The following is a 26,815-nucleotide window of genomic DNA, read 5'->3' as shown; positions in this document are numbered from 1 at the left end:
GTCAAGCCTTGCCCGGTTCGCCCCCCGCCGCTACCCTGCCCGGGCATCGCTCTGGTTCCGCATGTCCACTTCCCGCTTCGCCCATCTGCACATCCACACCGAGTTCTCGCTGGCGGATTCGACCATCCGTGTGCCCGAGAAACCGGATCAGGCCGACCCGAAGAAAGCCAAGCAGGCCAACCTGCTCAGCCGCGCGGTGGAGCTGGACCTGCCCGCGCTGGCGGTCACCGACCTCAACAATCTGTTCGCGCTGGTCAAGTTCTACAAGGCCGCCGAAGGCGTGGGCAGCAAGCCCATCGCCGGCGCCGACCTGCTGATCGCCGACGGCACCCAGGCGCCGTGGCGGCTGACCGTGCTATGCCGCAACCGCGACGGCTACCTCAGCCTGTCGCGGCTGCTGACCCGCGCCTGGCTGGAAGGCCACCGCAACGAAGGCGGCGTGGCACTGCGCCCGGAATGGCTGCAGACCGGCAGCGACAACCTGTTCGCCCTGGCCGGCCGCGAGAGCGTGGCCGGGCGCCTGGCCAGCGAGGGCCGCCACGACCTGGCCGAGCAGCAACTGGCCGACTGGCAGCGCATCTTCGGCGACGGCCTGCACCTGGAACTGACCCGCACCGGTCGCGACGGCGAGGAGGCGTTCAACCAGTTCGCCCTGCACGCCGCCGGCACCCGCGGCCTGCCGGTCATCGCCAGCAACGACGTGCGCTTCCTGTACGCCAGCGACTTCGCCGCGCACGAGGCGCGCGTGTGCATCTCCTCCGGCCGCGTGCTCGACGATCCCAAGCGGCCGCGCGACTACAGCGACCAGCAGTACCTGAAGTCGGCCGAAGAGATGGCCGCGCTGTTCGCCGACATCCCCGACGCGATCGACAACACCCTGGCGCTGGCGCAACGCTGCAACATCGAGATGCAGCTGGGCACCTACTTCCTGCCCGCCTACCCGGTGCCCGACGACGAGACGCTGGACAGCTGGATCCGCAGCCAGTCGCGCGACGGCCTGGCCGCGCGCCTGGAAAAGAATCCGCTGGCGCCCGGCAAGACCCGCCAGGACTACGTGGACCGGCTCGAGTTCGAGCTGGACACCATCATCAAGATGGGCTTCCCCGGCTACTTCCTGATCGTGGCCGACTTCATCCAGTGGGGCAAGAACCAGGGCATTCCGATCGGCCCGGGCCGCGGCTCCGGCGCCGGCTCGCTGGTGGCGTGGGCGCTGCAGATCACCGACCTGGATCCGTTGCCGTACAACCTGCTGTTCGAGCGCTTCCTCAACCCGGAACGCGTGTCGATGCCCGACTTCGACATCGACTTCTGCATGGATCGCCGCGACGAGGTGATCGACTACGTGGCGCGCAAGTACGGCCGCGACCGGGTCAGCCAGATCATCACCTACGGCACCATGGCCGCCAAGGCGGTGGTGCGCGACTGCGGCCGCGTGCTCGGCTTCCCGTACGGCCTGGTCGACGGCGTCGCCAAGCTGATCCCCAACATCCTCGGCATCACGCTGAAGGATGCGATGGGCGAAGGCAAGGACAGCGAGATGGCCTCGCCGGAGCTGATCCAGCGCTACCAGGCCGAGGACGACGTCCGCGACCTGATGGACCTGGCGCGGCAGCTCGAGGACCTCACCCGCAACGCCGGCAAGCACGCCGGCGGCGTGGTGATCGCGCCGACGCCGCTGTCCGACTTCTGCCCGCTGTTCGCCGAACACGACGTCGACAATCTCGGCAGGAACCCGGTCACCCAGTTCGACAAGGACGACGTCGAGCAGGTCGGCCTGGTCAAGTTCGACTTCCTCGGCCTGCGCACCCTGACCATCATCGACTGGGCGGTGAAGGCGATCAACGTGCGCCATGCGCGCGCCGGCATCCCGCCGGTGGAGATCGCCGCGATCCCGCTGGACGATGCGCCGACCTACAAGGGCATCTTCGCCTCGGGCAACACCGGCGCGGTGTTCCAGTTCGAATCCTCGGGCATGCGCCGGCTGCTGAAGGACGCCCGCCCCGACCGCTTCGAGGACCTCATCGCGCTGGTATCGCTGTACCGCCCCGGCCCGATGGACCTGATTCCCTCGTTCAACGCGCGCAAGCACGGGCAGGAGGAGATCGTCTATCCCGATCCGCGCACCGAAGCGATCCTGAAGGACACCTACGGCATCATGGTGTACCAGGAGCAGGTGATGCAGATGGCGCAGATCGTCGGCGGCTACTCGCTGGGCGGCGCCGACCTGCTGCGCCGTGCGATGGGCAAGAAGGTGCCGGCGGAAATGGCCAAGCACCGCGAGATCTTCCGCGAGGGTGCGGCCAAGGGCGGCGTCGGCGAGGCCAAGGCCGACGAGATCTTCGACCTGATGGAGAAGTTCGCCGGCTACGGCTTCAACAAGTCGCACGCCGCCGCCTACGCCCTGGTCAGCTACCAGACCGCATGGCTGAAACGCCATTACCCGGCCGAGTTCATGGCGGCCACGCTGTCCTCGGACATGGACAACACCGACAAGGTGGTCGGCTTCCTCGACGAGGTGCGCAACCTCGGCCTGACCGTGCTGCCGCCGCGCATCAACGCCTCGGCGTACATGTTCGAGGCGGCCACCCCGGACACCATCCAGTACGGCCTGGGCGCGATCAAGGGCGTCGGCCGCGGCGCCTGCGAAGCGATCGTGGCCGAGCGCGAACGCGGCGGCGAGTACGCCTCGCTGCTGGATTTCTGCACCCGCGTGGAATCGGCCAAGCTCAACAAGCGCACCCTCGAGGCGATGATCAACGCCGGCGCGATGGATGGGCTGGGCAGCAACCGCGCCACGCTGATGCTGCAGTTGCCGGAGGTGATGAAGGCCACAGAGCAGATGGCGCGCGAGCGTGCCTCCGGGCAGAACTCGCTGTTCGGCGGCGCCGATACCAGTGCGCCGGCGCTGCGCCTGGACCTGCCGGAGAGCAAGGAATGGCCGCTGGGCCAGTTGCTCGCGGGCGAGCGCGAGACGCTGGGCTTCTACCTCAGCGGCCATCCGTTCGATCCGTACCGCGACGAAGTGCGCGAGCTGGTCGGCTGCGACCTGAGCGCGCTGGAGAAGATCTGCGCGCAATCCGGCGGCGGCCGTGGTGGCGGCGGCGATGGCGAGAAGCGCGCCTGGCGCCCGGAGGTCAGCGCGATCCTCGCCGGCCAGGTGGTCGGCGTGCGCCGCAAGGGCGACAGCCAGGTGTTCGTGCAACTGGAGGACGGCCGCGGCCGCATCGAGTGCAGCGCGTTCTCCGACGCCATCGCCGAGTTCGGCCACCTGCTGACCCGCGACCGCATCCTGATCGTCAAGGGCGGCGTGCGCGAGGACGAATTCAACGGCGGCTACGCGATGCGCATCCGCCAGTGCTGGGACTACGAGCAGATCTGCACGCACCACGCGCAGCGCCTGTCGCTGCGCCTGGACCTGCGCCAGCGCAGCGCCTGGCCGCGCATCGACGGCCTGCTCGCCCGCCACCGCCCGGGCAAGACGCCGCTGCGCCTGGACCTGCTGCTGCAATCGGCGCAGGGCGGCATCGCCGGCATGCTCGACCTCAACGGCAGCCATTCGGTGCGCGTGGACCCGCAGTTGCTGGACGCCCTGCGCGGCGACCCGGCGGTGCGCGCGGTGAAGGTCAAGTACAGCCCACCATGGGCGTGAAGCCGGGATTGGGGATTCGGGATTGGGGATTCGCAAGAGCGGGAGCGGCTGCGCCGCGGCTGTTGCTCTGGCGTTTGCCAATCCCCAATCCCCAATCTCGAATCCCGGCACCACACCAGCCCGTTCCCCCCCGTACGGGCCACACACCCGCATTCGGCTAAACTCCCCCGCTTCACGTTCTCCACGGCTTCCAATGAACCCGAACTACCTCGACTTCGAGCAACCCATCGCCGATCTGGAAGCCAAGATCCAGGAACTGCGCAACGCCAGCACCGGCCCGGCGGTCAACGTCGACGCCGAGGTGGGGGCGCTGGAAGACAAACTGCGGGTGCGCACCGCGCAGATCTTCCGCGACCTGTCCTCGTGGCAGATCTCGCAGCTGGCGCGGCATCCGCAGCGCCCGTACACGCTGGACTACATCAACGTGTTCTGCGACGAGTTCCAGGAACTGGCCGGCGACCGTGCGTTCGCCGACGACAAGGCCATCGTCGGCGGCCTCGGCCGCATCGACGGCCGCGCCGTGGTGATCATCGGCCACCAGAAGGGCCGCGACACCAAGAGCAAGATCGCGCGCAATTTCGGTATGCCGCGCCCGGAGGGCTACCGCAAGGCGCTGCGCCTGATGAAGCTGGCCGAGCGCTTCAAGCTGCCGCTGCTGACCTTCATCGACACCCCCGGCGCCTACCCCGGCATCGGTGCCGAAGAGCGCGGCCAGAGCGAGGCGATCGCGCGCAACCTGCTGGAGATGGCCGAACTGAAGGTGCCGGTGATCTGCACCGTGATCGGCGAAGGCGGCTCCGGCGGCGCGCTGGCGATCGGCGTGGGCGACCGCACGCTGATGCTGGAATACGGCACCTACTCGGTGATCTCCCCGGAAGGCTGCGCCTCGATCCTGTGGAAGGACGCGGCCAAGGCCAAGGACGCCGCCGAACAGCTCGGCCTGACCGCCAAGCGCCTGTCCGCACTGGGCCTGGTCGACAAGGTGATCCGCGAACCGATCGGCGGCGCGCACCGCAACCCCACGCAGATGGCCAAGCGCCTGAAGGCGGTCCTGCTCAACGAACTGGACGCGCTGGAACAGCTGCCGATCGAGCAGTTGCTGCAGAAGCGCTACGAGCGCCTGCGCAGCTACGGCGCGTACGAGACGGCGTGAGGCGCCGCGCGCGGCGCCTCGGGATTGGGGAATCGGGATTAGGGATTCGCAAAAGCGGGGCCTTCCAGCCTAGTGTTGATCGCGGCAGCCCATGACACTTCGGCGCCGGGGATCGCTGTTACGAATCCCCAATCCCGAATCCCCAATTCCCGCTCAAAACGGCTTGGCGAGAACCAGCCAGATCACCACCAGCAGCGCCAGCACCGGCAGTTCGTTGAACAGGCGCAGCGCGCGCGAGGACGGCAGGGGCTGCGCCTGACCCACGCGCTTGAGCCAGCGGCCGGTGAAGATGTAGTAGGCCAGCATCAGCGCCACCAGGCCGAGCTTGGCGTGCAGCCAGCCGCTATGGCCGGGCGCGACCATGGTCGGGAAGTCCGGCAGCACCTTGTAGCCCAGCCACAGGGTCAGCCCCAGCAGCAGCGCCAGGCCGAACATGCTGTGGCCGAAGCGGTACAGGCGCCGCCCCATCAGCGCCAGACGCTCCTGTACCTGCGGCTGGCCCGCGCTCTCGGCGATGTTGACCAGGATCCGCGGCAGATAGAACACCGCTGCCATCCATGCGATCACGAACAGCAGATGCAGGGACTTGATCCACAGATAGAGTTGCATGCGCTGGCTCCGGGTCGCTGGCGTAGGATGTGCGGCCATTTTCGCCGATTCGTCCGGCGCCCGCACGGACCACACGCGCTCATGAGCAAACAGTACGACGCCGACTACTTCCAGCGCTGGTATCGCCGCGACGGCATCGGCGATGCCGCGCGCCTGGCGCGCAAGGTCGCGCTCGCCGTGGCCCAGGCCGAGTACTACCTGGAACGGCCGATCCGCAACGTGCTCGACATCGGCTGCGGCGAAGGCGCCTGGCGCGCGCCGCTGCTGAAGTTACGGCCGAAGGTGCGCTATCTCGGCTTCGACAGCAGCGACTACGCCGTCGCCCGCTATGGCCGCCACCGCAATCTGCACCCGGCACGTTTCGGCGATTTCGCCTGGCTGCGGCCGTGCGCGCCGGTGGACCTGCTGGTGTGCTCGGACGTGCTGCACTACGTGCCCAGCCGCGAGTTGCGCCAGGGCCTGCCCGGCCTGGTCGAACTATGCGGCGGCGTCGCGTTCCTGGAGACCTTCGCCGCCGAAGACGACTTCGACGGCGACCATGCCGGCTTCCAGCCACGCGCGGCGCGTTGGTACCGGCGCCAGTTCGGTGCGCTCGGGCTGCGCCCGGTCGGCAGTCATTGCTGGCTGGCGCCAGCGCTGGCGGGGGATGCGGCAGCCCTGGAGACGATTGGTCTGGTGCCCCATTAAGGTGCAAACATCACGGATGCGTTATGCTGCACGGCAGCATACGCTCAGGATGGAAACACCGGCATGCTCTACCAGTGGCACGAACTGACCCGTAACCTGCTCGCCCCCTGGGTGCACCAGGCCGAAGCCAACGCCAAGATCTTCTCCGACCCCAACAGCCTGTGGTCCACGCTGCCCGGTGCCGAGCGCCTGGCCGCCAGCAACGAATTGATGCACCGCCTGGGCAAGGACTACGAGAAGCCGGCCTGGGCGCTGGACCATGTCGAGGTCGACGGCCACGCGTTGCCGATCGTCGAACAGGAAGTGCTGCGCAAGCCGTTCTGCCGCCTGCTGCGCTTCAAGCGCTTCAGCGACGACGCCAAGGTCGTGGACGGCCTCAAGAAGCAGCCGGCCGTGCTGGTGGTGGCGCCGCTGTCCGGCCACCACGCCACCCTGCTGCGCGACACCGTGCGCACCCTGCTGCGCGACCACAAGGTCTACGTCACCGACTGGATCGACGCGCGCATGGTGCCGCAGGCCGAGGGCGACTTCGGCCTGGACGACTACGTGCGCTATGTGCAGGACTTCATCCGCCACATCGGCGCCGAGTCGCTGCACGTGATGAGCGTGTGCCAGCCGACTGTGCCGGTGCTGGCCGCGGTGTCGCTGATGGCCGGACGCGGCGAGACCACGCCGCGTTCGCTGGTGATGATGGGCGGGCCGATCGACGCGCGGCGCAGCCCCACCGAGGTCAACGACCTGGCTACGCGCAATCCGCTGTCCTGGTTCGAGCACAACGTCATCCACACCGTGCCGCCGGCCTACCCCGGCCACGGTCGCGAGGTCTACCCGGGCTTCCTGCAGCACATCGGCTTCCTGGCGATGAACCCGAGCCGGCACTTCATGTCGCACTGGGATTTCTACGCCAACCTGGTCAAGGGCGACCTGCAGGACGCCGAGGCGCACCGCCGCTTCTACGACGAGTACAACGCGGTGCTGGACATGCCGGCCACCTACTACCTGGACACCATCCGCGTGGTGTTCCAGGAGTTCCTGCTGCCGCGTGGGCAATGGGTGATCGACGGCGAGCGGGTCGACCCGGCCGCGATCCGCGACACCGCGCTGCTCAGCATCGAAGGCGAACTGGACGACATCTCCGGCCTGGGCCAGACCGCCGCCGCGCAAGACCTGTGCACCGGCATCCCCGCCGCACGCCGCCAGCACCTGGAAGTGCAAGGCGCCGGCCATTACGGCATCTTCAGCGGCCGCCGCTGGCGCGACATCGTGTACCCGCAGGTGCGCAGCTTCATCGCCGCCAACGCCGCTGCCAGCCGCGCGCCGGCGGCCGGCAACGTCACCCCGCTCAAGCGCCGCAGCAGCCGCAAGGCGGGCTGAGCGGCGTATCGCCCGCGGCACCCCGCCGCGGGCGATCACGCATCAGGACGTCAAGGCGCCACACTGCGCACCAGCAGCTGCTTGGCCAGCAGGCCATGCGCCTTGCCGACGCCGCGCGACAGGTGCAGGGTGACGAAGAACAGCAGGCCGCCGAGCACGCTCATCAGCAACAACGGCAGCCAGGTCTCGCCGCCGCTCCACTGCGTGCTCCCCATGCTGATCGTGAAGTGCACGATGTCCGGATCCAGCAAGGCCGCCGGCGAGAACAGCAGGGCGAAGGACGTGCTCAGCAAGGCCGCGAACACCGTGAAGTAGACGATGCCCAGCGGCAGCATCAGCAGGAAGTACAGCATCGTGGTCCAGGTGCGCGCATCGGTGAACATCCGCCCGATGCGCTGCAACCACGGCTGTTCGGGCGCGCTGTAGAGCGGCCGCCGCGGCATGCGCTCGCCCAGCAGCACTTCCACCACGCGCCCTTCCACCAGCGACAGCAGCCGCACCGAACCGAAGAACAGCACCAGCAGCGGCACGCCGACGATCAGGATCAGCATGCCCGCCGAGACGCTGATGCCGGTGACCAGCCAGGTGAAGTAGAAGATGCCGGTGACCAGCGACAGCAACATGTAGAACAGGCTGCCGTAGGCGCGCGGATCGGCGACCACGCCAAAGAAGCGGCCGAGCAACGACTTGCGCCTGGGCGGCGCCGGCGGCTTCAGCGCGCGGTTCACCGTCACTTCGGTCTCGCGGTAGATCTCGGCCACCTCGTCCGGCGCGCCGTAGCTGCCGGCCACGCCGGCGATGACCTCGGCCTCGCTCTTGCCCGGCTGCTCGGCCAGTTCGGAACGCAGGTATTCCTCCGCGTCGTACAGCGCATCCTGGACCAGCGCCGGGTCGGCACCGGCCAGCGCCGCGCGCAGTTGCGCCAGGTAGTCGGGAATGGTGGTCGGCAAGGGCCGCGGTGCGGTGTGTGCGCTGCTCATTCTGAAATCCCCTTCAGCACGGAATCGACGGAATCGCGGGTGGCGCGCCACGCCGCGGCCCATTGCCGCAGCGTGGTCAGACCCGCCGCGGTGATGTGGTAATAGCGCCGCGGCGGCCCGGCCACCGACGGCTCGACATGGCTGGAGAGCAGGCCCGCCGCCTCCAGGTTGCGCAGCACCGGGTACAGCGCACTCTGCTTGCCGCTGAGCACGCCCTCGCCCACCTGCTCCAGGCGCTTGGCGATCAGGTAGCCGTACAGCGGCGCCTCGGCCGCGGCCAGCACTGCCAGCAGGGCCAGCGACACCGTGCCGGCGCTCAGCTCCTTCTGGAATTTCTTCAGTTGCGCATCCGGCTCGACCATGGCGCCCTCGCTAGGTTGAGCTAGATACTAGTACCGAGTTCGACATAGTCACTGTGCCGTTGGTCATGCGTGCCGGGCCGCCGACAAACGTTTCGGCAACACCGCGCTGACTAGACTGGGTGACCTTCCTTCTTGCATGCCATCCAGGAGGTCACGCATGAGTTCGACGCCCACCACCCCACAGCCCGGGCAGGCCACCGACGCCAGCTTCGCCAGTTCCGGCAACCAGTTCTCGACCGGCCCGGTCAAGCGCGACCCGGAGGCCGGCTCGGGCTCGGTGGAGTACAGCCGCACGGCCGCACAGGCCAAGTACGGCCCGCTGGAATACGCGGTGGTGCACACCGGCAAGGTCGGCGCCGGCCGCAAGGAGGAGGACGGCAAGACCACGTTCAACGTCGAGGTGGAGTTCACCCAGGGCCATCGCATCCAGGGCGACTTCAAGGCCGGGCGCCTGGCCGCCGACGGCAGCCTGACCCAGGCCACCGGCGAGCGCGGCCGCTACGAAGTCAGGCTGCCCGGCGCGGCCACGGCCGACGCCGCTGCGCGAGTGAATCCCTTCGACCCCACGACGATCCCGGAAGGCGGCAGCGTCAAGCTCGATGGCCAGGTGTTCGCCAAGACCTCGATGGAAGCGGCCTTCCGCGGCTTCGCCACGTCCAGCGAGCGCACCGACGCGGCCGGCATGAGCTACGCCGTGCAGCGCGTGGATGCCAACAGCGTGCGCGTGGCAATCGGCCCAACCCAGGCGGTGGAGCGGCTGGAGGCCGTGGGCCTGAAGACCGACGTCGCCCAGGCCATGCTGGGCCGGCAGGATGCGCTGGGCCAGGCGAGCATGCGCACCGCCACCTTCGATCTGCGCGAACCGCAGGCGCAGGCCGCCTATCGCGACTTCCTGGCCAGCGGCCGACTCGCCACCGATGCGCCAGGCGTCAGCGACGTGCAGAAGGTCGAAAGCCTGACCATGAGCTCGGAAACCCGCGCCCAGCTCGGCCTGGGCACGTTCAAGGCCGAGCTGGGCGGCCAGCGCAACACCGGCGAGAACGTGCGCACCACCTATGCCGACGGCAGTTCCAGCGTGGTCGGCAAGGTGCAGTACGCCGGCAACGTGCCGCTGACCCTGACCCGCCAGTTCGACCCGGCGGGCAAGGAGCGGGTGGACGAGCGCAGCTACCAGTTCACCTTCGACAAGGTCGACCACAACCAGGCGCAGTTGCTCAACGCCGCGCTTACCGGCAAGGACACCGCCTCGGCCGATACGCCGATCGCGGCCGGCCAGAACGTCAGCCTGCGCTTCTCCGAACAGCAGATGGACGCGCTGCGCCAGCAGTACCAGCGTGCCGCCCAGGCCAGTCCGATGACCGCGCACGAGGCCGCCCAATATGAAAAACAGAGTCCGCAGGACTTCGCGATCGGGCTGGCGCGACACCTGGGCAATTCCCAGTACGGCCTGAGCGAGCGTCTGTTTCGCGTGGCCAGCAGCGCCGGCGGCACGCCGGGCGGCGACCTGGTGCGCATCGACGCGCAGGTCGACCGCGCCGACCAGCCATCACCGTCGGCGCCCACGCGCTCCGCGCCGAGCACGGGCACTGCGCCCGATGCGCGTGTCGCCGCCGATCCGCAGCAGCAGGCGATGCAGCAGGCGATCGAGCGCAAGCTCACGCCCTACGATGCCAATGTCGCGGGCGGACTGCTGCTGGCGGCCAGGCGCGACGGCCTGACCCAGGTCGATCACATCCTGCGCAACGAGCAAGGGCGCGTGTTCGCGGTGCAGGGCGACCCCCGCGCCGGCGACAAGCGCGTGGCCTACGTGGACGCGGCGCAGGCCGCCAGCATCCCGGCCGCGGAAAGCGCCAGGCAACTGGCCGCGCTGCCGCCGGCGCAGAACCAGGCGCCGGTGCAGGAGGCGCAGGAACCGCAGCGACGCGCGCTGTCGTAGGCGGCGCTGCCGGCGGCGAGCCGGTCGCGCCATGCCGGCAGCGCATTGGCAGCGGCCGCCGCTTCGGTGAGAATCGGGCGCTCACCGACCGGGCCGCCCTCATGCCGCTGCGCACTTCCCTGCTCGCCCTCGCGTTGTCGCTGTCCACCTTCGCCGCGTCGGCCGGGGCACCGCCGCCGGCCGTGCCGTACCGCAGCCCGCAACAGATCCTCGACGCGTCCAAGCCCAGCGACTGGCGCACGCTGGATCCAGCGAACACGCTGTACCTGGAACTGGGCACCGGCCGGGTGATCATCGAACTCGCGCCGGCATTCGCGCCGCAGCACGTGGGCAACATCCGCACCCTCGCCCACGAACATTTCTGGGACGGCCTGAGCATCTACCGCTCGCAGGACAATTTCGTGGTGCAGTTCGGCGACCCCGATGGCGAGGAGCCGGGCAAGGCCAAGTCGCTGGGCAGCGCCAAGACCCACCTGCCGGCCGAATTCCAGCGTCCGGCCGCCGGCCTGGCGTTCCAGCCGCTGCCCGACGCTGATGGCTGGGCGCCGCAAGTGGGCTTCGTCGACGGCTTCCCGGTGGCGCGCGATCCCCAGGCCGGCACCGCCTGGCTGGCGCACTGCTACGGCACGCTTGGCGCCGGCCGCAACAACGACGAGGACAGCAGCATCGGCGCGGAACTGTACGTGGTCACCGGGCAGTCACCGCGGCAGCTGGACCGCAACATCACCGTGGTCGGCCGCGTGGTCAAGGGCATGGAACTGCTCAGCGTGATCCCGCGCGGGCCGGACCCGATGGGCTTCTACGAAAAACCCGAACAACGCACGCCGATCCGCGCGATCCGCCTGGCCAGCGACGTGCCGGAGGCCGAGCGCACGCCGCTGCAATTGCTGCGTACGGATACCCGGACCTTCCGCGAGGTGGTCGAGGCACGACGCAACCGCCGCGACGATTTCTACAAGCGTCCGGCCGGGCACATCGACCTGTGCAACGTGCCGCTGCCGGTGCGCACGCCGCCGAAGTAACCCGTCAGGCGCGACCGCGCGCGCTCAGACGCCGCCGGCAGCCCGCCGCTGCGGCTGCTGCGCGTGCAGGAAGCGGGTGAACAGTTCGCGCGGCTGCTCCACGCCGCACTCGGTCAGCAGCATGGCGATGTTGCCGCGGTGGAAGGCACCGTGCGCGAGGACGTGGAACAGCATCTCCTGGCGGCTCATGCGGCCGGCATCGCCATCGGTGAAACGGAACGCGAGCGTCTCCTGCAGGGCCGCCGCGTCGAGCTGGGTGACGTAATCGGCATACCATCGGTCCGATTCGGTCACGGCCGTGCCCAGCGCCTCCAGTTGCGGCGTCTGCGGCGTATTGCTGGCGGTGAACGCATGCGTGCCGCCCTGCAGGTGCGCGGCGAAGATCCGGTCCACCACGTAGGTGTGGTTCAACAGCCGGATCGCACGCTGCCGCTGCGCCGGATACGCGTCGGCATCGATCTGCGCCAGCGCCTGCAGCAGTTCGGCGTTGGCCCAGGCCTTGAAGGCGAACTGCGATGCGAGCAGGGAATCGGTCATTGCGTCGTTCTCCAGGCCAAAGGTGCGCGCCAGCATCGGGCATCTTCGCGCACGCTGCCAGCGGCGCTGCTACCGCGCGCGCTGGCTGAACGCGACGCTGCCCAGGATCAGCGCCCCGGCCAGCAGCATGGTCCAGGTCAGCGGTTCGCCGAGGAGCGCCCAAGCCAGCAGCGCGCCGAACACCGGCACCAGATAGGTCACCGTCGACGCGCGCGCCGGGCCGATGCGCTGGATCAACCGGTAGTACAACAGGAACGCCAGCCCGGTGCACAGCACACCCAGACCGCCGGCACAGGCCCAGGCGACGGCCGGCACCGGCGTGGCCGGCCAATGCGTCCAGGCCAGCGGCGCCAGCAGCACCGCCCTGCAACCCAGGGTGGAGGCGGCGGCGGCGGCCGGCGGCAGGTCGCTCATGTGCCGCTTCACCAGGCTGTAGCCGATGCCGTACAGCAACGAGGCGGTGGTGCCGGCCAACGCGGCCGGACCCACGCTGATGCCGGCCGACTTGCCGGTGGCCAACACCACAATGCCGGCGAAGCCGATCAACAGCGCAAACGCGCGGCGCGTGCCGATCTTCTCGCCGAAGAACAGGAACGCGATCAATGCGGTGAACAGCACGGTCATTGCGTTGCAGATCGCGCCGATCGCCGCCGGCGCATGTTGCGCGCCCCAGGCGAAGAGCAGGAACGGCAGCGCGGAGTTGAGCAAGCCGATCCCCGCCAGGGTCGGCCAACGCCGCAGCGGGAAACGCGCCCGCGCCAACCACAGGAACGGCAGCAGCACCGCCGCGCCCAGCGCCAGGCGCAGTTCCACCAGCGCATAGGGGCCGAACTGCGGCGCGGCCACGCGCATGAACAGGAACGAGCAGCCCCAGACGACGCCGAGGAAGCCCAGTTCCAGCGGCGTGCGCCAGTCGCGCGTGGCAGCGCCGTCGGATGCGGGCGCAGGATCGGCGGAGACGATGGCCGGCTGCAGGGAGGTATCGGAGGTGGGCATGGAGGAGGCTCGCGGTCGACCGGAAACGCGCCGCAGCGATCGCGCGACGCCACGCATCCGCTGCCGGCTGCGGATGCCGGCCGGCGCGTCCGCGCCGACTCCGCACCGCGCTGCCCGTCGCGCATGTCGTGTTCGGCTGCCAGCATCGTCCTGCGCCCCAGGGCCGACAAGCGCGTAGTATCGTCGCGAGCCACAAATCTGCCGCGTGTCTGCTCATGCAACTGCGCCCCTCCCTGCTGCCCGCGCTCGGCGTATTTGCCGCCGCGGCCCGCCATCAGAACTTCGCCCATGCCGCGGAGGAACTGCATCTCACAGCCAGTGCGGTCAGCCACCATGTGCGGCGCCTGGAAGCCCTGCTCGGCGCCACCCTGTTCCAGCGCCACGCGCGCGGGGTCAAGCTGACCGCCGAAGGCCGGCAGCTGGCCGACGCCGCCAGCGCGGCACTGGCCGACATCGCCGCGGTCGCCGGCAACCTGCATCCGCAGGCCGACACCGCGCCGCTGCGCCTTACCACGCTGCGCTCGCTCTCGTACTGCTGGCTGCTGCCGCGCCTGCCGCGCTTCTGCCAGGCCTATCCGCACGTGCGCCTGGAGATCCAGACCGACGCCGCGTTCTCGCGCTTCGAGGAGGGCGGCCCGGAGCTCGGCATCCGCTACGGCCAGGGCGACTGGCCGGGACTGACCTCGCACCACCTGATGGACGACGAACTGTTCCCGGTGGCCTCGCCGGCCTTGCCGCAACTGGCGACGCTGCGCCGGCCCGAGCAGATCGCCCAGCTGCCGCTGCTCACCGACATGTCGCCGCAGGGCTGGCGCGACTGGTTCCGCGCCGCCAGCGTGCGCGGCGTGCCACTGCCGCCGATGCACACCTTCAACGACAGCACCGATGCGATGCGCGCGGCGGTGTACGGCGTCGGCGCGGTGCTCGCACGCAAGCACATCGCCCAGCCCTACCTGCAGCGCTACGAGCTGGTGCGCCTGCCCGGCCCGGCGCTGACCGCGCGCTATTCCTACTACATCGTGCATCCGACCCACCGCCTGCTCAGCCCGGCCGCCAGCCACTTCGTCGACTGGCTCAAGCGCGAGGCGCTGGACGAGCGCACGCCGATGCCGGCGCTGCCGGCCGAGCTGCTCGGATTGCCGCCGAAGGCGGGTTAGCTCGTTTGGCCGCGCGCGGATGCCCTGCGTGCGCAGTGAAGTGGTGGCGCGGCCGAGACCTTGTGTCTCACAGCGGGTCGCGTCGGGACTGAAGTCCCTCCCACAGCGAGCGGAAGCAACCAGGCGGAGAGGGATCGGCGTGCCACCACCGCGAAGCCAAACGCAGCAGAGAAAAGGAACGCCCAGCCCCTCTCCGATCGGGAGCGGGAGATCAAGGTGACGTTCCAGCCGTCTCAGCGACCTGCAGCGCATGCCCGCCCGACTGCGCATGCGGCAGCGGCCGGATGCGCACGCGGTGCGCACAGACGTCCACATCCGGATACAGCATCGAACGTCCGTTGCGAAAGGTGAAGCGGAGATCGTAGCGGCAGGCGGTGCCTGCGAGCGGGAAGGTCGCTGCGTCGCCACCGCCCAGCAACGGCGCGTGGAGTGCGACCTCACGGAACGCTCCACTGCCCGGTGCAGCGACCGCCAGCGACGTCAGCGCGTCATAGGCACGGTTGCTGAGTTCCAGATAGCGGACCGGTTCGGCGGCGACCGCCGGTGCGGTCGCGACGGACAGGGAAACGGTGAAGGCAAACAGACGGATCGAGGGCATGACGGGATCTCCGATGGGAAGGATTCGCCAGCCACACGGGGTAGATTCCCCTGTACCGGCGTCCCATCAGGCCGCGTGATCGCACGGCTGCAAATCGATTCGGGACGAATCGTCGCTCTCGCGCTCCCAATCGTAGTGCGCACGCACCAGCGCTTTCCACGGCGTGTCGCTACGCCTAGGATGCGCCCGTCCCCCTTCGACCGCCTCTGGATGAACGTCCGACTCGGCACTACCGAAATCCGCCTGGGGCGCTATATCGCGCTGTGGACGCTGGTGGCCATGGTGTTCATGCTCCAGAACATCATCAACAACGGTGCGTCTGCCGGCCGGTGGCCTCTGGAGGTGCTCATCCGGTGGTCGCTGATCCAGTGGTACAGCTGGGCCCTCCTGGCGCCCACCGTCTTCCGGCTCGCCGAGCGCTTCCCTGTCCGCGGCGCCCAGCGCTTCCATGGACTCGGCGCGCAGGCAGTCGCCAGCCTGTGCGTGACGTTTGCCGCGATGGTCATCGGCGCACTGGTCTCCACCCTGTTCGAACCCAGCGGTTTCGCCGAACAACTGGGGTATTTCCTGGAGCAGCACTTCGCGATCGGGCTGCTGACCTACTGGACCTTGTTCGCGATCCAGCAAGCGTTGCACTTCCACGCCGAGAAGGCACGGCGCGAAGTGGAAGCCAGCCGCCTGGCCGCCGAACTCGCGCAGTCGCGTCTGCAAGCGCTGAAGAGCCAGCTGCAACCGCATTTCCTGTTCAACACGCTGCATGCCATCGTCACCCTGCTGGACGAAGACACCCTCGCCGCCGAGGACATGCTGCTGCGGTTGAGCGAGCTGCTGCGTGCGTTCCTGGAAGACTACGACGGCCAGGAAATCACCCTGGAACGCGAACTGGCCCTGCTCGACCTGTATCTCGGCATCCAGCGCAAGCGCTATGGCGACCGCCTGAGCACGAAGATCTATGTCGCGCCCGGCACCCTGCACTGCGCAGTGCCCAGCCTGCTGCTGCAACCGCTGGTGGAGAATGCGATCCGCCATGGCATCGGCCGGCGTGTCGGCAGCGACCGCATCGAGATCGAGAGCCGGCGCGAAGGCGAAACGCTGTCCATCGAAGTGCGCAACGGCAACAGCACGCTGGAGGACAACGGCAGTGCGGGCGGACACGGCATCGGCTTCTCCAATACCCGCCTGCGGCTGAAGGAACTCTACGGCGACAAGGCCGACATCCGGCTCGACATGCTCTATCCGCAAGGCGTTTCCTGCCGCATCCGGCTGCCCTTCCGCGAACTGGACGCCGAGGAAGCCCCGGAGCACGTCGCCGTATGAGTATCACGACGCTGGTCATCGACGACGAGCCGATCGCGCGCCACGCCATCGTGCGGCTGTTGCGCACCGATCCGGACATCGCACTACTGGGCGAATGCGGCGATGGCGCCTCCGCGGTGATCGCGATCCGCAGCCAGTCGCCGGACCTGGTGTTCCTGGACATCCAGATGCCGGCACTGACCGGCATGGACGTCGTCGCCACGATCGGTGCGGCCAACATGCCGGCAACGATCTTCGTCACCGCCTACGAGCAGTACGCAGTGCGTGCATTCGAGGCCAATGCAGTGGACTACCTGGTCAAGCCCTTCAGCCGCGAACGCTTCGCCGAGACACTGCAGCGCGCGAAGCGGCGCCTGTCCGCCGGCAACGGCATCGGATCCTTCGCCGAGGCGCGCATTCTGCAAACCCTGGATGCGCTGCGCCAGCGCGACGACTATCTGCAACGGATTCCGGTGCGCGTCGACGAAGCAGTGGTGCTGGTCGCGGTCGAGGACATCGTCTGGATCAAGGCCAGTCGCAACACGGTGCTGATCCACCTGGCCGACCGCACCCATGAACTGCGCGAGACCATGGCCACGCTGGTCGCACGGCTGGACCCGCGCCACTTCGCCCGCGTGCATCGATCGGCGATCGTCAACCTGCGTCGGGTGAGGGCGATCCACCCCTGGTTCAACGGTCACCACGTGATCACCATGGAGACGGGGCAGCAACTGCGCATGAGCCGCTACCAGCATGAAGCCTTCCTGCGCCTGGTGACGACACGCAAGGAAAGCTGACGAAACGCCGGCACCTCACCGGTCACGTCTTTTGCGACAGCGACTCTCCTCATGGATGGAGAAGGTCATGGGGAAACCGCGTCACCGCGTCGATTCGGCACTTGACATGGACCAGGCGACACGTCATTAATTAACTAATTCGTTAATTAGCTAAGCCCCGATGTCCATCGACCGCGTCTTCGAAGCCCTCGCCTCGCGCCCACGCCGCGAGATCCTGGCCTACCTGTCGGCCCAGGAACTTACCGCTGGGGAGATCGGGCAGCGCTTCGCGATGAGCGCGCCGGCGATCTCGCGGCACCTGTCGGTGCTGGAAGCGGCCGGACTTGTGGCGAGCGAGCGCCGCGGCCAGTACGTGGTCTACCGTCTCACCCCCGACAACCTGGTCAATACCCTCAGCGGTTTCGCCTTCGAGATCTGCCCCAGCGCCGGCCCGCTCAAACGCGAGTCGCGCAGGCAGGCCAAGCGCACCGCCTGATCCTTACGCCACGGCAACAGGAGTCGCCGATGACCGCCGCACCGCTCAGCGAACACGCCGCCGCACAAACCGGATTCCCCTCGGTGCGCCTGCCCTCCTACAGCGGCGGCTTGCCGGTGGAGGTCATCCTGATCGCCCAGCTCGGCGTGGGTGCCGGCGATCCGCTGATCGCCCAGGCCTGCCTGCGCCAGCGTGCCCATCCGCAGTTCCGCGATGCGCTGGACGAACCCTCGGCGCGCCTGGCCGGCACCGATTTCGGCAATGGCGAGTCCACTGCGCTGTATTCGTTCGCGGTCGGCAGCGGCGGCCATCCGTTCCATTGCCATGCCGGGCATCGCATGTTCACCGCGATCACCGGCAGCGGCGGTGCGCTGCTGCGTTTCAGCACCGCCTCGCCAGCGCAGCTGGCGCAGGATCCGCAGCATTTCCTTGCCGCGCTGCGCCATGTCGAATTGCCCGCCGACTGCCTGTTCAGCGTGCGCTTCGGCGGCGGCACCTGGCACCAGTTCGCACCGCTGCGCGCGCAGTCCGGGCACCCGGCGTTCTTCGCCCTGTCCTGCCACAGCGACGAAGCCGGCGGCGCGCTTGCCGACGACGTGCGCGCGCAGGTCCTGGCCGGCACTGCCGACATCGCCACGTTGACCGAACTGCTGCCGGCCTCGGTCGCGGCGCTGCTGGCGTCGCCGCAGGCGCAGGGGCTGGCCGTACCGACCGTGCGATTGTCGCTGGCCGCCTCGCCGGGCAGCCGGCGCCTGGCCTGGTGCGCCGGCCTGCGCGCGCTCAGCGGACGCCTGCGGCAGCGGCTGGGCGCCTGGCGGCATCCGGCTGGTTTCGCGGCGCTGGCGCCACGCTTGCCACGCGCGCGGGTGACGCGACAGTTGATGCCCGGCTCGCTGCTCGAACGACAGCTGCCCGCGCATCATCATCAGGACAGCGTGCGGCTGACCGTGCCGGCGCAGGCGCTGCGACCGCTGGGCGCGCACGCACTGATGGCGGCCTTGCTGGACGGCTTCCTGCAGCACCCGCCGCGTACCGTGACCTGGCTGATGCACCTGCGCAATGTGCTGGTCGCGCCGCTGCGGCTGCGCACCTCGCCACTGGGCTGCCCGGTGTCCTCGCTGCTGTCGCCACAGCGCGATCAGTTGTTCGCTGGCCGCTTTCCGGTGCTGGCGCAGGCCTCCACGGCGCAGGCGCGACGCGTGCAGGTGCTGCTCGGTGCCGACGACCGCCACCTGGTGTTCCGCAGTTGCGTGGGCGTGACGCTGCGCGACGACGGCAGCGCCGAACTGAGCCTGGAGACGCGGGTGGCCTGCCGCAACCGTTTCGGGCACCTGTACATGGCCCTGATCGCCGCCGCGCACCGCCGCTACATCGCCCCGACGCTGCTGCGCGCGGCTGCGGAGGCGTTGCTGCTACCGGTGGCCGAACATGCCGGGCCGGACGCGGTCGTGCCGATGCGCTGAGCGCGTCATCACCCCGCCTTAGCCGACGCCTGCCTAGCCTGCGCCTTCCCCCTGAGAGGAAGGCCCATGCCCCAGCTCCGCATCCGCATCACTGGCAGCGAGGACGACGCCCGCGCCATCATCAACCTGCTGTCGAGCCTGGACGGCATCGAACACGTCGAGGAAATCGACGATCTGATGCCGCACATGGACGACGACGATTCCAGTTCCGCCGGGCTGCCCGACGACCAGGGCCCCGGCACCCACGAAGTGGAAGTGGACGCCGGCAACGCCGCCACCGCACAGAAGGTGCGCGAGGCGGTGGAGGCGCTGGCGTTCGAGCTGGACGTGATCGTGGAGTTCGAACAGGACGAAGGCTGAGGCCGGCCGATGGGACGTTGCGCCACATGGCGCAGCGTCCCGGCAAACGGCTTGGGCTCCTTGCGCAGAAGGATCGTCACCGCGCCCGATGGTTCGGCGCATTGCGGCCATCCGCCGGGATTGAAGCATCTCCCGCACCGCTCGCACGCATACTGTCGATCTACTTGTCGGAGCGGCTTCAGCCGCGACCCGGGACGACGACCGGCCACACCTGTTCGATGCCACGCCACCACCGCGGTGGCATGCGTGTGGCAAGCGCCGCGATGCAGCCCCTCGCTCGTGCATCACTTGCACAGGTTCCCGCCCGCCCACCTCGGACGGGAACAGCGCATTTCTCCTAGTCTGCGCGACGCCGACGTCGGCGCCAGGCGATCAGCCGCCACAGTGCGTAGCCGAGCAATACGAACGGCGCCAGGCCGACCACCGCGCGAATCGCCCAGGCGATCGATCCGGCGAAGATTTCGCCACTGTCGCGCAGCGCATCGCCGATGTCGCTGCGGCTACGCTCGGCGGTCGGCGCGGAGAACGTCAGCGTCACCCGCTGCGTATCCAGGCGCCGGCGCTGCTGCGCGGCTTCCTGGCTGGTGGCGAGCAACTGCGTCTCCACGGCGGCCAGTTTCTCCGACAGCGCGATCATGTCGGCCACGCTGAGATCGCGGCGTTGCTGGAACTCCTGCAGGCGCTGCTGCTCGGCCTGCAGACGCTGGCGCTGCGCGTCGTTGTCCTGCACCGCCTGCGCCAGATCCTCGGCATGGGTGGTGCGGCTTTCGATCTGGCCATCCTGGCCCGCCTGCGCGATCAACGGTTCCACCCCGGCGGGCGCGATCCGCACGCTGAGTTCGCCGCGCGGCTGCTCGCCGCCGCGCTGTTCGACCTGCAACACCGTGCAGGCCCCGAAGCGCGACTGCAGGCAGCCCTCCTGGAGCTGCTTGAGTCGCGCGGGAATCTGCGCCGCCGGCAATGCCACATCGACCTCGTGCTCATAGGCCAGCGTCGCCATGGCGCGATGCTCTTCGCCAGGCGCGCCCGCGGCGAAGGACGCATCTGCCACCTGCGCCGCGGCCTCGGCAGCACTGCTGGCCGCATCGGCGGCATAGGGCGGCGGCGCAGCGCTCTCGCCGCCGCGGCTGCAGGCAACGACCAGCATCAGTGCCAGGCAAGCACCCCAGCGGCGCCAGCGCCGGCTCACAGGCAGCGAGCCGCGTCGGACGCCCGCAGTCTCTGCACGCCCTGCCCCGGCTGCGGCAGGCAGCGCGGCATCGACCGTGGCGACCTCGGAATCGCAAACGACACGGCCGCGATGGCGACGTCCCTTGTCCTGCATTGCAGTGCTCCTGAGTGGCGAAAGCGCCCAGGGTAATCCAATGGCAGCGGCGCCGGCAGCCGTGGCGGGGCTACCCTGGTGGATCGACCCACTCCAGGAACCCCGATGCGCAAGCACCTGCTCGCCGCCGCCCTGCTCGCCGCCCTCGCCGGCTGCCAGAAACCCGCCGACGCGCCCGCCGCCAGCAACGCCGCCCCCGGCCAGGCCACGGCCGCACCCGATGCGGCCGCCGACGCCAGCTTCGCCGCGCTGTCCAAGCGCGCCGTCGACACCTGGATGCAGCTGTCCCCGGTCGGCGCCACCCAGACCGGCGATCACCGCTACGACAGCGAACTGGACGACCTCAGCGCCGCCGGCCGGCAGAAGAGCCTGGACGCGAGCAAGCAGTTGCTGGCCGAGCTGGACAAGCTCGACGTGGCCAAGCTCTCGCGCGAGAACCAGGTGGACGCGGCGATCCTGCGCAACCAGTTGCAGTCGGACATCTGGAACAACGAGGTGGCGCAGGGCTGGGCGACCGATCCGCAGGTCTACAACGGCCTGGCCGGCGGCGCGATCTACGGGCTGATGGCGCGCGAGTTCGCGCCGCTGCCGGAACGGCTGAAGTCGGCCACCGCGCGCATGGAGAAGATCCCGGCGCTGTTCGCGCAGGCGCGTGCCAACCTCGACCCGGCCCGCGTGTCGGAGATCAGCGCCAAGACCGTGGCCAAGCAGAACCGCGGCATCCTCAGCATCGTCGACAGCTTCATCGTCCCGCACGTCCAGGAACTGCCGCAGGCCGACGCGCAGCGCCTGCAGGCGGCGATCGAGGGCCTGAAGAAGGCCGTGGCCGAACAGCAGACCTGGCTGGACCAGACCCTGGTGCCCAACGCCAAGGGCGATTTCCGCCTCGGCGCGGAGAAGTACGATCAGAAGCTGAAGTTCGCACTCAACTCCTCGCTGTCGCGCGCCGACATCAAGCAACGAGCGGAAGCCGAGCTCACGCGCGTGCGCCAGGACATGTACGGCATCGCCCGCACCGTGCTCAAGGACAAACCCGGCGCACCGGCCCTGGTCGACGCGCCCAGCGACGCGCAGCAGCAACAGGCGATCGAGGCGGCGCTGGAGCTGGCCTATGCGCAGCACCCGGCGCGCGACAAGGTGGTCGAGGCCGCCAAGGCCTCGCTGACCGACGCCACTGACTTCGTGCGCAAGAAGGACCTGGTGACCCTGCCCGACGCACCGGTGGACATCATCCTGATGCCCGAGTTCCAGCGCGGCGTGGCGGTGGCGTACTGCGATTCGCCCGGCCCGCTCGACAAGAACCTGAAGACCTTCTACGCGGTGTCGCCGATTCCCGACGACTGGACCGCACAACAGGCCGACTCGTTCCTGCGCGAATACAACAGCCGCATGATCCACCTGCTGAGCATCCACGAGGGCGTGCCCGGGCATTACGTGGAAGGCTGGCACTCGGCCAAGTTCCCGTCCACGCTGCGCGGCGTGCTGCGCTCGGGCGTGTTCGCCGAAGGCTGGGCGGTGTACACCGAGCGGATGATGCAGGAGCAGGGTTATCTGGACAACGATCCGCTGTTCCACCTGGTGCAGTTGAAGTTCTACCTGCGCAGCATCGCCAACGCGCTGCTCGACCAGGGCGTGCACGTGGACGGCTGGAGCAAGGAGCAGGCGCTGCACCTGATGGTCCACGACACCTTCCAGCAGCAGAGCGAGGCCGAGGGCAAGTGGGTGCGCGCGCAGCTGACCTCGGCGCAGCTGCCGACCTACTTCGTCGGCGTGCAGGAACACCTGGACCTGCGCAAGGCGATGCAGGACAAGCTGGGCGACAAGTTCAACCTCAAGGCCTACCACGACCAGGTGCTGTCCTACGGCGCCCCGCCGGTACGGTTCGTGCGCGAGCTGATGCTGGACGAGCCGATCAAGTAGTCGGGATTGGGGAGTCGGGATTTGGGATTGGTAACGTCCCGGTCGCCGAGGCACCTGGAGAAGAGCCCCCTCGGATGAGGGGGCTGCCGAAGCCGGGAGTGTGTGGCTGCAATTGTCGTGCGGGGCGCACAGCGGCCATCGCGCTGCGATACACCGCGACCGCGTGACCCCGACACGCAACGGGCAGCGCGAAGGCACTTTGCCAGGCGCCGCCGTCAGCGGCGGCGCCTGCACGACTCACTCGCCGTAGACCTCGATTTCCGAGTAGGCCAACCACGAGTACGGGTTATTGGCCTCGATCTTCAGGTACTGGGCGGTGCTGCCGTTCAAGGCGATGTACACCGGCGCCACGTCGGACTGATCGGGCTCGGTGTAGTACTGCGGGTTGTCGAAGTACACCGGCCCGGGATTGCTGCTGCCGCCGAACACCGCGCCATGCCGGCCGGCAGAGACGGCGAAGTCGATCGGCTGCGCCGCGCCCGCGGTTTCGCTGGCCGCGGTGCGCACCGTGATGCGCACGCCGGTGACCTTGCGCATCTGCCCCAGGTTCACGGTGACGCTGCCCCAGTTGGTGCGGGCGTTCCAGTACTCGGTGTCGCTGAAGAAACGGCCGTCGTACAGCGAGGCCAGGTTGTCCGAATTGGTCGGCGAGGTCGCGCCGACGATCGGCAGGCGCTTGATCAGGTTGAGCGACGACGGCGCCACGTACTGCACCTTGCGCAGCGGCAGGCCGGCCTCGCTGTAGCCGGTGTTGCTCAGGCCGGCCTTGATGTAGGCCTCGCGCTCGATCGGCCGGGTCTGGGTGTTGCCGTAGCGCGAGGCGATCGCGGCGACGATCGGCGCAGCGAACGAGGTGCCGGAGACCGCTTCGGTGCTGCCGTCGTAGATCAGGTTGGTGATCTCGTGCGCCGGTGCCCAGGCCTCGATGCACGGTCCGACGGTCGATCCCTTGGCGTAGCCGCCCCAACGATCGCTGTTCTGCGCGCCGCCGAAGCGCGAGCCGTCGCGCTGCAACCCACCGACCACGACGATGCCGTCCATGTCGCGTGCGGCCCCCTGCTGGGTCTGCGTATCGATGTAGCCGAACGCCACCTTGCACGCGTCCTGCTCTAGCGGCGAGAGTCCGACGGTGTAGGCATTGCCCGCGGACTGGGTGATGAAGAAGCGATTGCTCGCGGCGCGCATGCGGCGGCCCCAGCGATTGCTGGCGTTGAACGGGTTGTAGGTCCCGCCCGGACTCTGGTTGAACGACATGTTCAGCACGGCGAATTCGCCCGACGCTTCGGCATAGCGCACGGCTGCGTCCAGCGCGGTGGCCACCGTGCTCTCGTTGAGATCGGCCAAGCCGAACGCCTTGATCGGCTGCCCAGGATTGACGCCGCGCACCAGCTGCCCGTTCTGCCTGGCGCCGATCAGGCCGGCCGTCGCGGTGCTGTGCAGGGGATTGGGCGAAAACGTCGGGAAATCCTGGCGATACACCACGTTGAGTTCGGACTGCGGCGGATTGTCCAGCACCGCATCGAGCAGATAGGCGGGATTGGACGTGGTCACCCCATCGTTGGTCTGCGTGTACGGCAACGCCCAGGACGTGATCTCTCCGCCGTTGACGATGTCGCCCGCGGCGGAGAAGGTGGCATGGGCCGCCTCGACTCCGCGCACCGAGACCACCCAGTCGGCCTTGAGCAGTTGCGCCGCGGTACGCTCCGGCATCCAGGCATAGACGGTGCTGGAAACCGTGGACAGCACCCGCTCGATCTTCACTCCCGGCAGCTGCGCGATCTGGTCGGCGTAGTGGACCATGCCGGTGCTGTTCTCGTGCGCGCGAATCGCCGGATCGAGGGTGCGGTAGTCCGAGGGACGGGACTTGGCATACAGGCGCGTGGTCTCCTGCAGCACGAACGGATTGAGGTCGATCGCGTACAGGCGCCGCCCCTGTGTATCGGTGCGCGGCATGGTCGCTTCCTGCAGCATGCGCTTGGCAGGGAACTTGCCGCCACCGGCGAGTTGCGGCTGCGCGTGTGCGGAGGCGACGGCCAGGCTCGCCAGCAGCGCGGCCAGCAGCAGTTCGGTCGAGGTCTTCTTCATGGACTCATCCTTTGACGGGGGGATGTCCCGCTCATCGGGACACCGGAACAGCGGTTCCAACCATCAAGGACGAGGCGAGCGTGCGCCTCCCCTACCGCATGTGCGGCATCGTCTACTCAGGCAGACGCTACACGTTGCGCATCACAGTCCGCGCGTTCGTCGCATCGCTGCGGCAGCGTCGGCAAGCCGAGATGGAGTGGGCATCGATGTCGCGATGCAACGACGCAATCGTGTCCCCATGCAGGATGCACGGCGTGGCCAGACCCACGGCGCGAGGCGCCGCACCCGCTCGTGTGCGGGCGCGGCAAGGTGGCGCATCACGCGACGTGATCTGCCGGCGTCTCGCTGCTCCACAGCAGCATCGCATCGCCATAGCTGAAGAAGCGATAGCGCTGGGCGATGGCGTGGCGATAGGCGGCGAAGATGCGTTCGCGGCCGGCGAAAGCCGAGACCATCATCAGCAACGTGCTCTCGGGCAGATGGAAGTTGGTCACCATCGCGTCGACGCTGCGGATGCGGTAGCCGGGCAGGATGAAGATCTGCGTCTCGCCGGCGAACGGATGCAGTTCGCCGTCCTTGGACGCGCTCTCCAGCGCGCGCACCACCGTGGTCCCCACGGCGATCACGCGGCCGCCGGCTGCGCGCGTGCGCCGCACCTGCTCGACCAGGCTGGCACCGACGTTGAGCCACTCTCGGTGCATCTGGTGCTGCTCCAGCGCCTCCACCCGCACCGGCTGGAAGGTGCCGGCGCCCACGTGCAGGGTCACGTGCCCGACCTCGACGCCACGCGCCTGCAGCGCCTGCAGCAGCGGTGCGTCGAAATGCAGCCCGGCGGTCGGCGCGGCGACCGCACCGGCTTCGCGCGCAAACACGGTCTGGTAGCGCTCGCGGTCGTCCAGGCCCGGCTCGCGGCGGATGTACGGCGGCAACGGTAACCGCCCGGCCTGCTGCAGCCAGTGCTCCAGCGCGCCGTCCACATGGAACTGCAATTGATAGAACTCGCCGTCGCGGCCCAGCACTTCGGCCTCGCCGCCGGCATCCAGGGCGATGCGTGCGCCGGCCTTGGGCGACTTGCTCACGCCCAGCTGCGCCCGCGCGCGCTGGCCGCCAAGCAGCCGCTCGATCAGGATCTCGACCCGCCCGCCGGTACTCTTCTGCCCGAACAGCCGCGCCGGGATCACCCGCGTGTCGTTGAAGATCAGCAGATCGCCGGCACGCAGCAATTCCGGCAGGTCGCGCACGTGCCGATCGGCGAAGGGCGTCGGTGCCGGCGGCACCAGCAGCAGCCGGCTGGCCGACCGCTCGGCCAGCGGTTCCTGCGCGATCAGGTCTTCGGGCAGGTCGTAGTGGAAATCGGACTTTTTCAAGGCGCCGGGGGAGATCGGGAATGGGGCCGGCCATTGTAGCGGCGCCGGGATTGGGGATTCGGGAGTGGAGATTCGCAGGAGCGCGATCCCGCCGTTGCTTCAACGAATCCCCAATCCCGAATCCCCAATCCCGGCGCGTCAGCGCTCAAACTTAGTGGACAGAATGATCGACGAGGTCGTGCGCTCGACCCCGTCCAGCGCGCCGATGCGATCGGTCAGTTCGTCCATGTCGTTGACACCCGGCACCACGCCGAGCGCGATCAGGTCGAAGGAGCCACTGACCGAATGCAGCACGCGCACCGCATCGATCTCGCGCAACGCCTTGACCACCGAGGTCATCTTCTTCGGCAGCACGGTGATCAGGATATGGGCGCGGATGTGCCCCTGCTCGTAGTCGTCGCGGGTGCGCACGGTGTAGCCGCAGATCACGCCCTCGCGCTCCAGCCGCTCGATCCGGCTCTGCACGGTGGTGCGCGACAGGCCCAGGCGACGGGCGATCTGGGCGGTGGAGGCGCGCGCGTCCTCGCGCAGCAGCGACAGCAGGGCGTCGTCGGAAGCGGTGATCTTCATGACCGTGGATTTTCGTCGAATCGACGAAATTGCGTCAATTCCTGCACGGATTCACGCTGCCATTCGACGATCCTGTCCCGATAATAGACAGGATCGTC

Annotated in this window: 23 protein-coding genes; 13 read left to right on the top strand and 10 right to left on the bottom strand. The window is 68.7% G+C overall.

Going from position 1 to position 26,815, the window contains the following annotated elements; translation table 11 throughout:
* The first annotated feature begins 61 nt into the window (after positions 1–61).
* Both dnaE and ACP93_RS18735 read left to right on the top strand, forming a co-directional pair.
* Positions 62–3,649 carry a DNA polymerase III subunit alpha gene (gene dnaE / locus ACP93_RS18740; protein WP_048492174.1) on the top strand — a complete coding sequence of 1,196 codons (3,588 nt, stop codon included), beginning with the start codon at positions 62–64 and terminating at the stop codon, positions 3,647–3,649.
* A 193-nt stretch (positions 3,650–3,842) separates the two neighbouring features.
* Positions 3,843–4,802, top strand: a complete 960-nt coding sequence (locus ACP93_RS18735; RefSeq protein ID WP_048492173.1) for an acetyl-CoA carboxylase carboxyltransferase subunit alpha — start codon at positions 3,843–3,845, stop codon at positions 4,800–4,802.
* Between the two features lie 153 nt (positions 4,803–4,955).
* Here the strand turns inward: ACP93_RS18735 and ACP93_RS18730 are convergent, their stop codons facing one another.
* Positions 4,956–5,411: a CopD family protein gene (locus tag ACP93_RS18730; RefSeq protein WP_048492172.1), complete on the bottom strand. Its 456-nt coding sequence runs from the start codon at positions 5,409–5,411 to the stop codon at positions 4,956–4,958.
* An 81-nt stretch (positions 5,412–5,492) separates the two neighbouring features.
* Here ACP93_RS18730 and ACP93_RS18725 point away from each other — a divergent pair, with 81 nt between their 5' ends.
* On the top strand, positions 5,493–6,098 hold the full coding sequence (locus ACP93_RS18725) for a class I SAM-dependent DNA methyltransferase (protein WP_048492171.1): 606 nt from the start codon (positions 5,493–5,495) through the stop codon (positions 6,096–6,098).
* Positions 6,099–6,161: 63 nt separating this feature from the next.
* Positions 6,162–7,472 (top strand): polyhydroxyalkanoate depolymerase, encoded by a 1,311-nt coding sequence (gene phaZ / locus ACP93_RS18720; protein WP_048492170.1) that lies wholly within the window; start codon positions 6,162–6,164, stop codon positions 7,470–7,472.
* A gap of 50 nt (positions 7,473–7,522) precedes the next feature.
* Here the strand turns inward: phaZ and ACP93_RS18715 are convergent, their stop codons facing one another.
* Positions 7,523–8,452 carry a sensor domain-containing protein gene (locus ACP93_RS18715; RefSeq protein ID WP_048492169.1) on the bottom strand — a complete coding sequence of 310 codons (930 nt, stop codon included), beginning with the start codon at positions 8,450–8,452 and terminating at the stop codon, positions 7,523–7,525.
* The gene (locus ACP93_RS18710) at positions 8,449–8,814 is read right to left on the bottom strand and encodes a PadR family transcriptional regulator (protein WP_048492168.1); all 366 of its coding nucleotides are present in this window, start codon (positions 8,812–8,814) and stop codon (positions 8,449–8,451) included. The genes ACP93_RS18715 and ACP93_RS18710 overlap by 4 nt, the downstream gene beginning before the upstream one ends.
* 157 nt (positions 8,815–8,971) lie before the next feature.
* Here ACP93_RS18710 and ACP93_RS18705 point away from each other — a divergent pair, with 157 nt between their 5' ends.
* Together ACP93_RS18705 and ACP93_RS18700 are read left to right on the top strand one after the other, a co-directional pair.
* Positions 8,972–10,750, top strand: a complete 1,779-nt coding sequence (locus tag ACP93_RS18705) for an XVIPCD domain-containing protein (protein WP_048492167.1) — start codon at positions 8,972–8,974, stop codon at positions 10,748–10,750.
* Positions 10,751–10,851: 101 nt separating this feature from the next.
* On the top strand, positions 10,852–11,772 hold the full coding sequence (locus ACP93_RS18700) for a peptidylprolyl isomerase (RefSeq protein WP_048492166.1): 921 nt from the start codon (positions 10,852–10,854) through the stop codon (positions 11,770–11,772).
* A gap of 24 nt (positions 11,773–11,796) precedes the next feature.
* Here ACP93_RS18700 and ACP93_RS18695 read toward each other — a convergent pair whose 3' ends face one another.
* Positions 11,797–12,309, bottom strand: coding sequence for a DinB family protein (locus ACP93_RS18695; protein ID WP_048492177.1), 513 nt, complete (start codon positions 12,307–12,309; stop codon positions 11,797–11,799).
* 69 nt (positions 12,310–12,378) lie between these two features.
* Entirely contained in the window at positions 12,379–13,305 is a 927-nt protein-coding gene (locus tag ACP93_RS18690) for a DMT family transporter (RefSeq protein WP_048492165.1), read from the bottom strand.
* 215 nt (positions 13,306–13,520) lie between these two features.
* Here ACP93_RS18690 and ACP93_RS18685 point away from each other — a divergent pair, with 215 nt between their 5' ends.
* The gene (locus ACP93_RS18685) at positions 13,521–14,462 is read left to right on the top strand and encodes a LysR substrate-binding domain-containing protein (RefSeq protein ID WP_048492164.1); all 942 of its coding nucleotides are present in this window, start codon (positions 13,521–13,523) and stop codon (positions 14,460–14,462) included.
* 211 nt (positions 14,463–14,673) lie between these two features.
* On the opposite strand, the gene ACP93_RS18680 is transcribed toward ACP93_RS18685, so the two are convergent.
* Positions 14,674–15,060: a hypothetical protein gene (locus ACP93_RS18680; protein ID WP_048492163.1), complete on the bottom strand. Its 387-nt coding sequence runs from the start codon at positions 15,058–15,060 to the stop codon at positions 14,674–14,676.
* A gap of 75 nt (positions 15,061–15,135) precedes the next feature.
* Here ACP93_RS18680 and ACP93_RS18675 point away from each other — a divergent pair, with 75 nt between their 5' ends.
* The 5 genes from ACP93_RS18675 to ACP93_RS18650 all read left to right on the top strand — a co-directional run bounded on the left by ACP93_RS18675 (position 15,136) and on the right by ACP93_RS18650 (position 19,451).
* Positions 15,136–16,377 carry a sensor histidine kinase gene (locus ACP93_RS18675; RefSeq protein ID WP_228136089.1) on the top strand — a complete coding sequence of 414 codons (1,242 nt, stop codon included), beginning with the start codon at positions 15,136–15,138 and terminating at the stop codon, positions 16,375–16,377.
* The gene (locus ACP93_RS18670; protein ID WP_048492161.1) at positions 16,374–17,153 is read left to right on the top strand and encodes a LytR/AlgR family response regulator transcription factor; all 780 of its coding nucleotides are present in this window, start codon (positions 16,374–16,376) and stop codon (positions 17,151–17,153) included. The genes ACP93_RS18675 and ACP93_RS18670 overlap by 4 nt, the downstream gene beginning before the upstream one ends.
* 160 nt (positions 17,154–17,313) lie before the next feature.
* Positions 17,314–17,628 (top strand): metalloregulator ArsR/SmtB family transcription factor, encoded by a 315-nt coding sequence (locus ACP93_RS18665; protein WP_048492160.1) that lies wholly within the window; start codon positions 17,314–17,316, stop codon positions 17,626–17,628.
* A gap of 29 nt (positions 17,629–17,657) precedes the next feature.
* A complete protein-coding gene (locus ACP93_RS18660) occupies positions 17,658–19,091 on the top strand; it encodes a DUF2867 domain-containing protein (protein ID WP_053069801.1) in 1,434 nt (477 codons plus the stop codon).
* Positions 19,092–19,157: 66 nt separating this feature from the next.
* Positions 19,158–19,451: a hypothetical protein gene (locus tag ACP93_RS18650; RefSeq protein WP_048492159.1), complete on the top strand. Its 294-nt coding sequence runs from the start codon at positions 19,158–19,160 to the stop codon at positions 19,449–19,451.
* Between the two features lie 337 nt (positions 19,452–19,788).
* On the opposite strand, the gene ACP93_RS18645 is transcribed toward ACP93_RS18650, so the two are convergent.
* Positions 19,789–20,598, bottom strand: coding sequence for a DUF4349 domain-containing protein (locus ACP93_RS18645; protein WP_048492158.1), 810 nt, complete (start codon positions 20,596–20,598; stop codon positions 19,789–19,791).
* 282 nt (positions 20,599–20,880) lie between these two features.
* On the opposite strand from ACP93_RS18645, the gene ACP93_RS18640 reads away from it, so the two are divergent.
* Positions 20,881–22,695: a DUF885 domain-containing protein gene (locus tag ACP93_RS18640; RefSeq protein ID WP_048492157.1), complete on the top strand. Its 1,815-nt coding sequence runs from the start codon at positions 20,881–20,883 to the stop codon at positions 22,693–22,695.
* A 237-nt stretch (positions 22,696–22,932) separates the two neighbouring features.
* Here the strand turns inward: ACP93_RS18640 and ACP93_RS18635 are convergent, their stop codons facing one another.
* The 3 genes from ACP93_RS18635 to ACP93_RS18625 form a co-directional block, all read right to left on the bottom strand.
* Entirely contained in the window at positions 22,933–24,780 is a 1,848-nt protein-coding gene (locus ACP93_RS18635) for a S8/S53 family peptidase (protein ID WP_048492156.1), read from the bottom strand.
* A gap of 317 nt (positions 24,781–25,097) precedes the next feature.
* Positions 25,098–26,147 (bottom strand): tRNA preQ1(34) S-adenosylmethionine ribosyltransferase-isomerase QueA, encoded by a 1,050-nt coding sequence (gene queA / locus ACP93_RS18630; protein ID WP_048492155.1) that lies wholly within the window; start codon positions 26,145–26,147, stop codon positions 25,098–25,100.
* 138 nt (positions 26,148–26,285) lie between these two features.
* Positions 26,286–26,717, bottom strand: a complete 432-nt coding sequence (locus ACP93_RS18625) for an Lrp/AsnC family transcriptional regulator (RefSeq protein ID WP_010344072.1) — start codon at positions 26,715–26,717, stop codon at positions 26,286–26,288.
* Between the last annotated feature and the right edge of the window lie 98 nt (positions 26,718–26,815).

The sequence above is a fragment of the Xanthomonas sp. NCPPB 1128 genome (assembly GCF_001043115.1).
In the GTDB taxonomy this organism is placed as follows: Bacteria; Pseudomonadota; Gammaproteobacteria; order Xanthomonadales; family Xanthomonadaceae; genus Xanthomonas_A.
The sequence above is the reverse complement of the archived record's forward strand: the minus strand, read 5'-3'. Positions and strand labels throughout refer to the sequence as shown.

What these genes read in the sequence shown, in the direction of transcription:
- ACP93_RS18725 (WP_048492171.1), top strand. Translation starts at nt 5,493, where the DNA reads ATGAGCAAACAGTACGACGCCGACTACTTCCAGCGCTGGTATCGCCGC.
- ACP93_RS18715 (WP_048492169.1), bottom strand. Translation starts at nt 8,452, where the DNA reads ATGAGCAGCGCACACACCGCACCGCGGCCCTTGCCGACCACCATTCCC.
- ACP93_RS18730 (WP_048492172.1), bottom strand. Translation starts at nt 5,411, where the DNA reads ATGCAACTCTATCTGTGGATCAAGTCCCTGCATCTGCTGTTCGTGATC.
- ACP93_RS18710 (WP_048492168.1), bottom strand. Translation starts at nt 8,814, where the DNA reads ATGGTCGAGCCGGATGCGCAACTGAAGAAATTCCAGAAGGAGCTGAGC.
- ACP93_RS18695 (WP_048492177.1), bottom strand. Translation starts at nt 12,309, where the DNA reads ATGACCGATTCCCTGCTCGCATCGCAGTTCGCCTTCAAGGCCTGGGCC.
- dnaE (WP_048492174.1), top strand. Translation starts at nt 62, where the DNA reads ATGTCCACTTCCCGCTTCGCCCATCTGCACATCCACACCGAGTTCTCG.
- ACP93_RS18625 (WP_010344072.1), bottom strand. Translation starts at nt 26,717, where the DNA reads ATGAAGATCACCGCTTCCGACGACGCCCTGCTGTCGCTGCTGCGCGAG.
- ACP93_RS18735 (WP_048492173.1), top strand. Translation starts at nt 3,843, where the DNA reads ATGAACCCGAACTACCTCGACTTCGAGCAACCCATCGCCGATCTGGAA.
- ACP93_RS18650 (WP_048492159.1), top strand. Translation starts at nt 19,158, where the DNA reads ATGCCCCAGCTCCGCATCCGCATCACTGGCAGCGAGGACGACGCCCGC.
- ACP93_RS18700 (WP_048492166.1), top strand. Translation starts at nt 10,852, where the DNA reads ATGCCGCTGCGCACTTCCCTGCTCGCCCTCGCGTTGTCGCTGTCCACC.
- ACP93_RS18665 (WP_048492160.1), top strand. Translation starts at nt 17,314, where the DNA reads ATGTCCATCGACCGCGTCTTCGAAGCCCTCGCCTCGCGCCCACGCCGC.
- phaZ (WP_048492170.1), top strand. Translation starts at nt 6,162, where the DNA reads ATGCTCTACCAGTGGCACGAACTGACCCGTAACCTGCTCGCCCCCTGG.
- ACP93_RS18635 (WP_048492156.1), bottom strand. Translation starts at nt 24,780, where the DNA reads ATGAAGAAGACCTCGACCGAACTGCTGCTGGCCGCGCTGCTGGCGAGC.
- ACP93_RS18660 (WP_053069801.1), top strand. Translation starts at nt 17,658, where the DNA reads ATGACCGCCGCACCGCTCAGCGAACACGCCGCCGCACAAACCGGATTC.
- ACP93_RS18670 (WP_048492161.1), top strand. Translation starts at nt 16,374, where the DNA reads ATGAGTATCACGACGCTGGTCATCGACGACGAGCCGATCGCGCGCCAC.
- ACP93_RS18680 (WP_048492163.1), bottom strand. Translation starts at nt 15,060, where the DNA reads ATGCCCTCGATCCGTCTGTTTGCCTTCACCGTTTCCCTGTCCGTCGCG.
- ACP93_RS18690 (WP_048492165.1), bottom strand. Translation starts at nt 13,305, where the DNA reads ATGCCCACCTCCGATACCTCCCTGCAGCCGGCCATCGTCTCCGCCGAT.
- ACP93_RS18705 (WP_048492167.1), top strand. Translation starts at nt 8,972, where the DNA reads ATGAGTTCGACGCCCACCACCCCACAGCCCGGGCAGGCCACCGACGCC.
- ACP93_RS18645 (WP_048492158.1), bottom strand. Translation starts at nt 20,598, where the DNA reads ATGCTGGTCGTTGCCTGCAGCCGCGGCGGCGAGAGCGCTGCGCCGCCG.
- ACP93_RS18640 (WP_048492157.1), top strand. Translation starts at nt 20,881, where the DNA reads ATGCGCAAGCACCTGCTCGCCGCCGCCCTGCTCGCCGCCCTCGCCGGC.
- ACP93_RS18685 (WP_048492164.1), top strand. Translation starts at nt 13,521, where the DNA reads ATGCAACTGCGCCCCTCCCTGCTGCCCGCGCTCGGCGTATTTGCCGCC.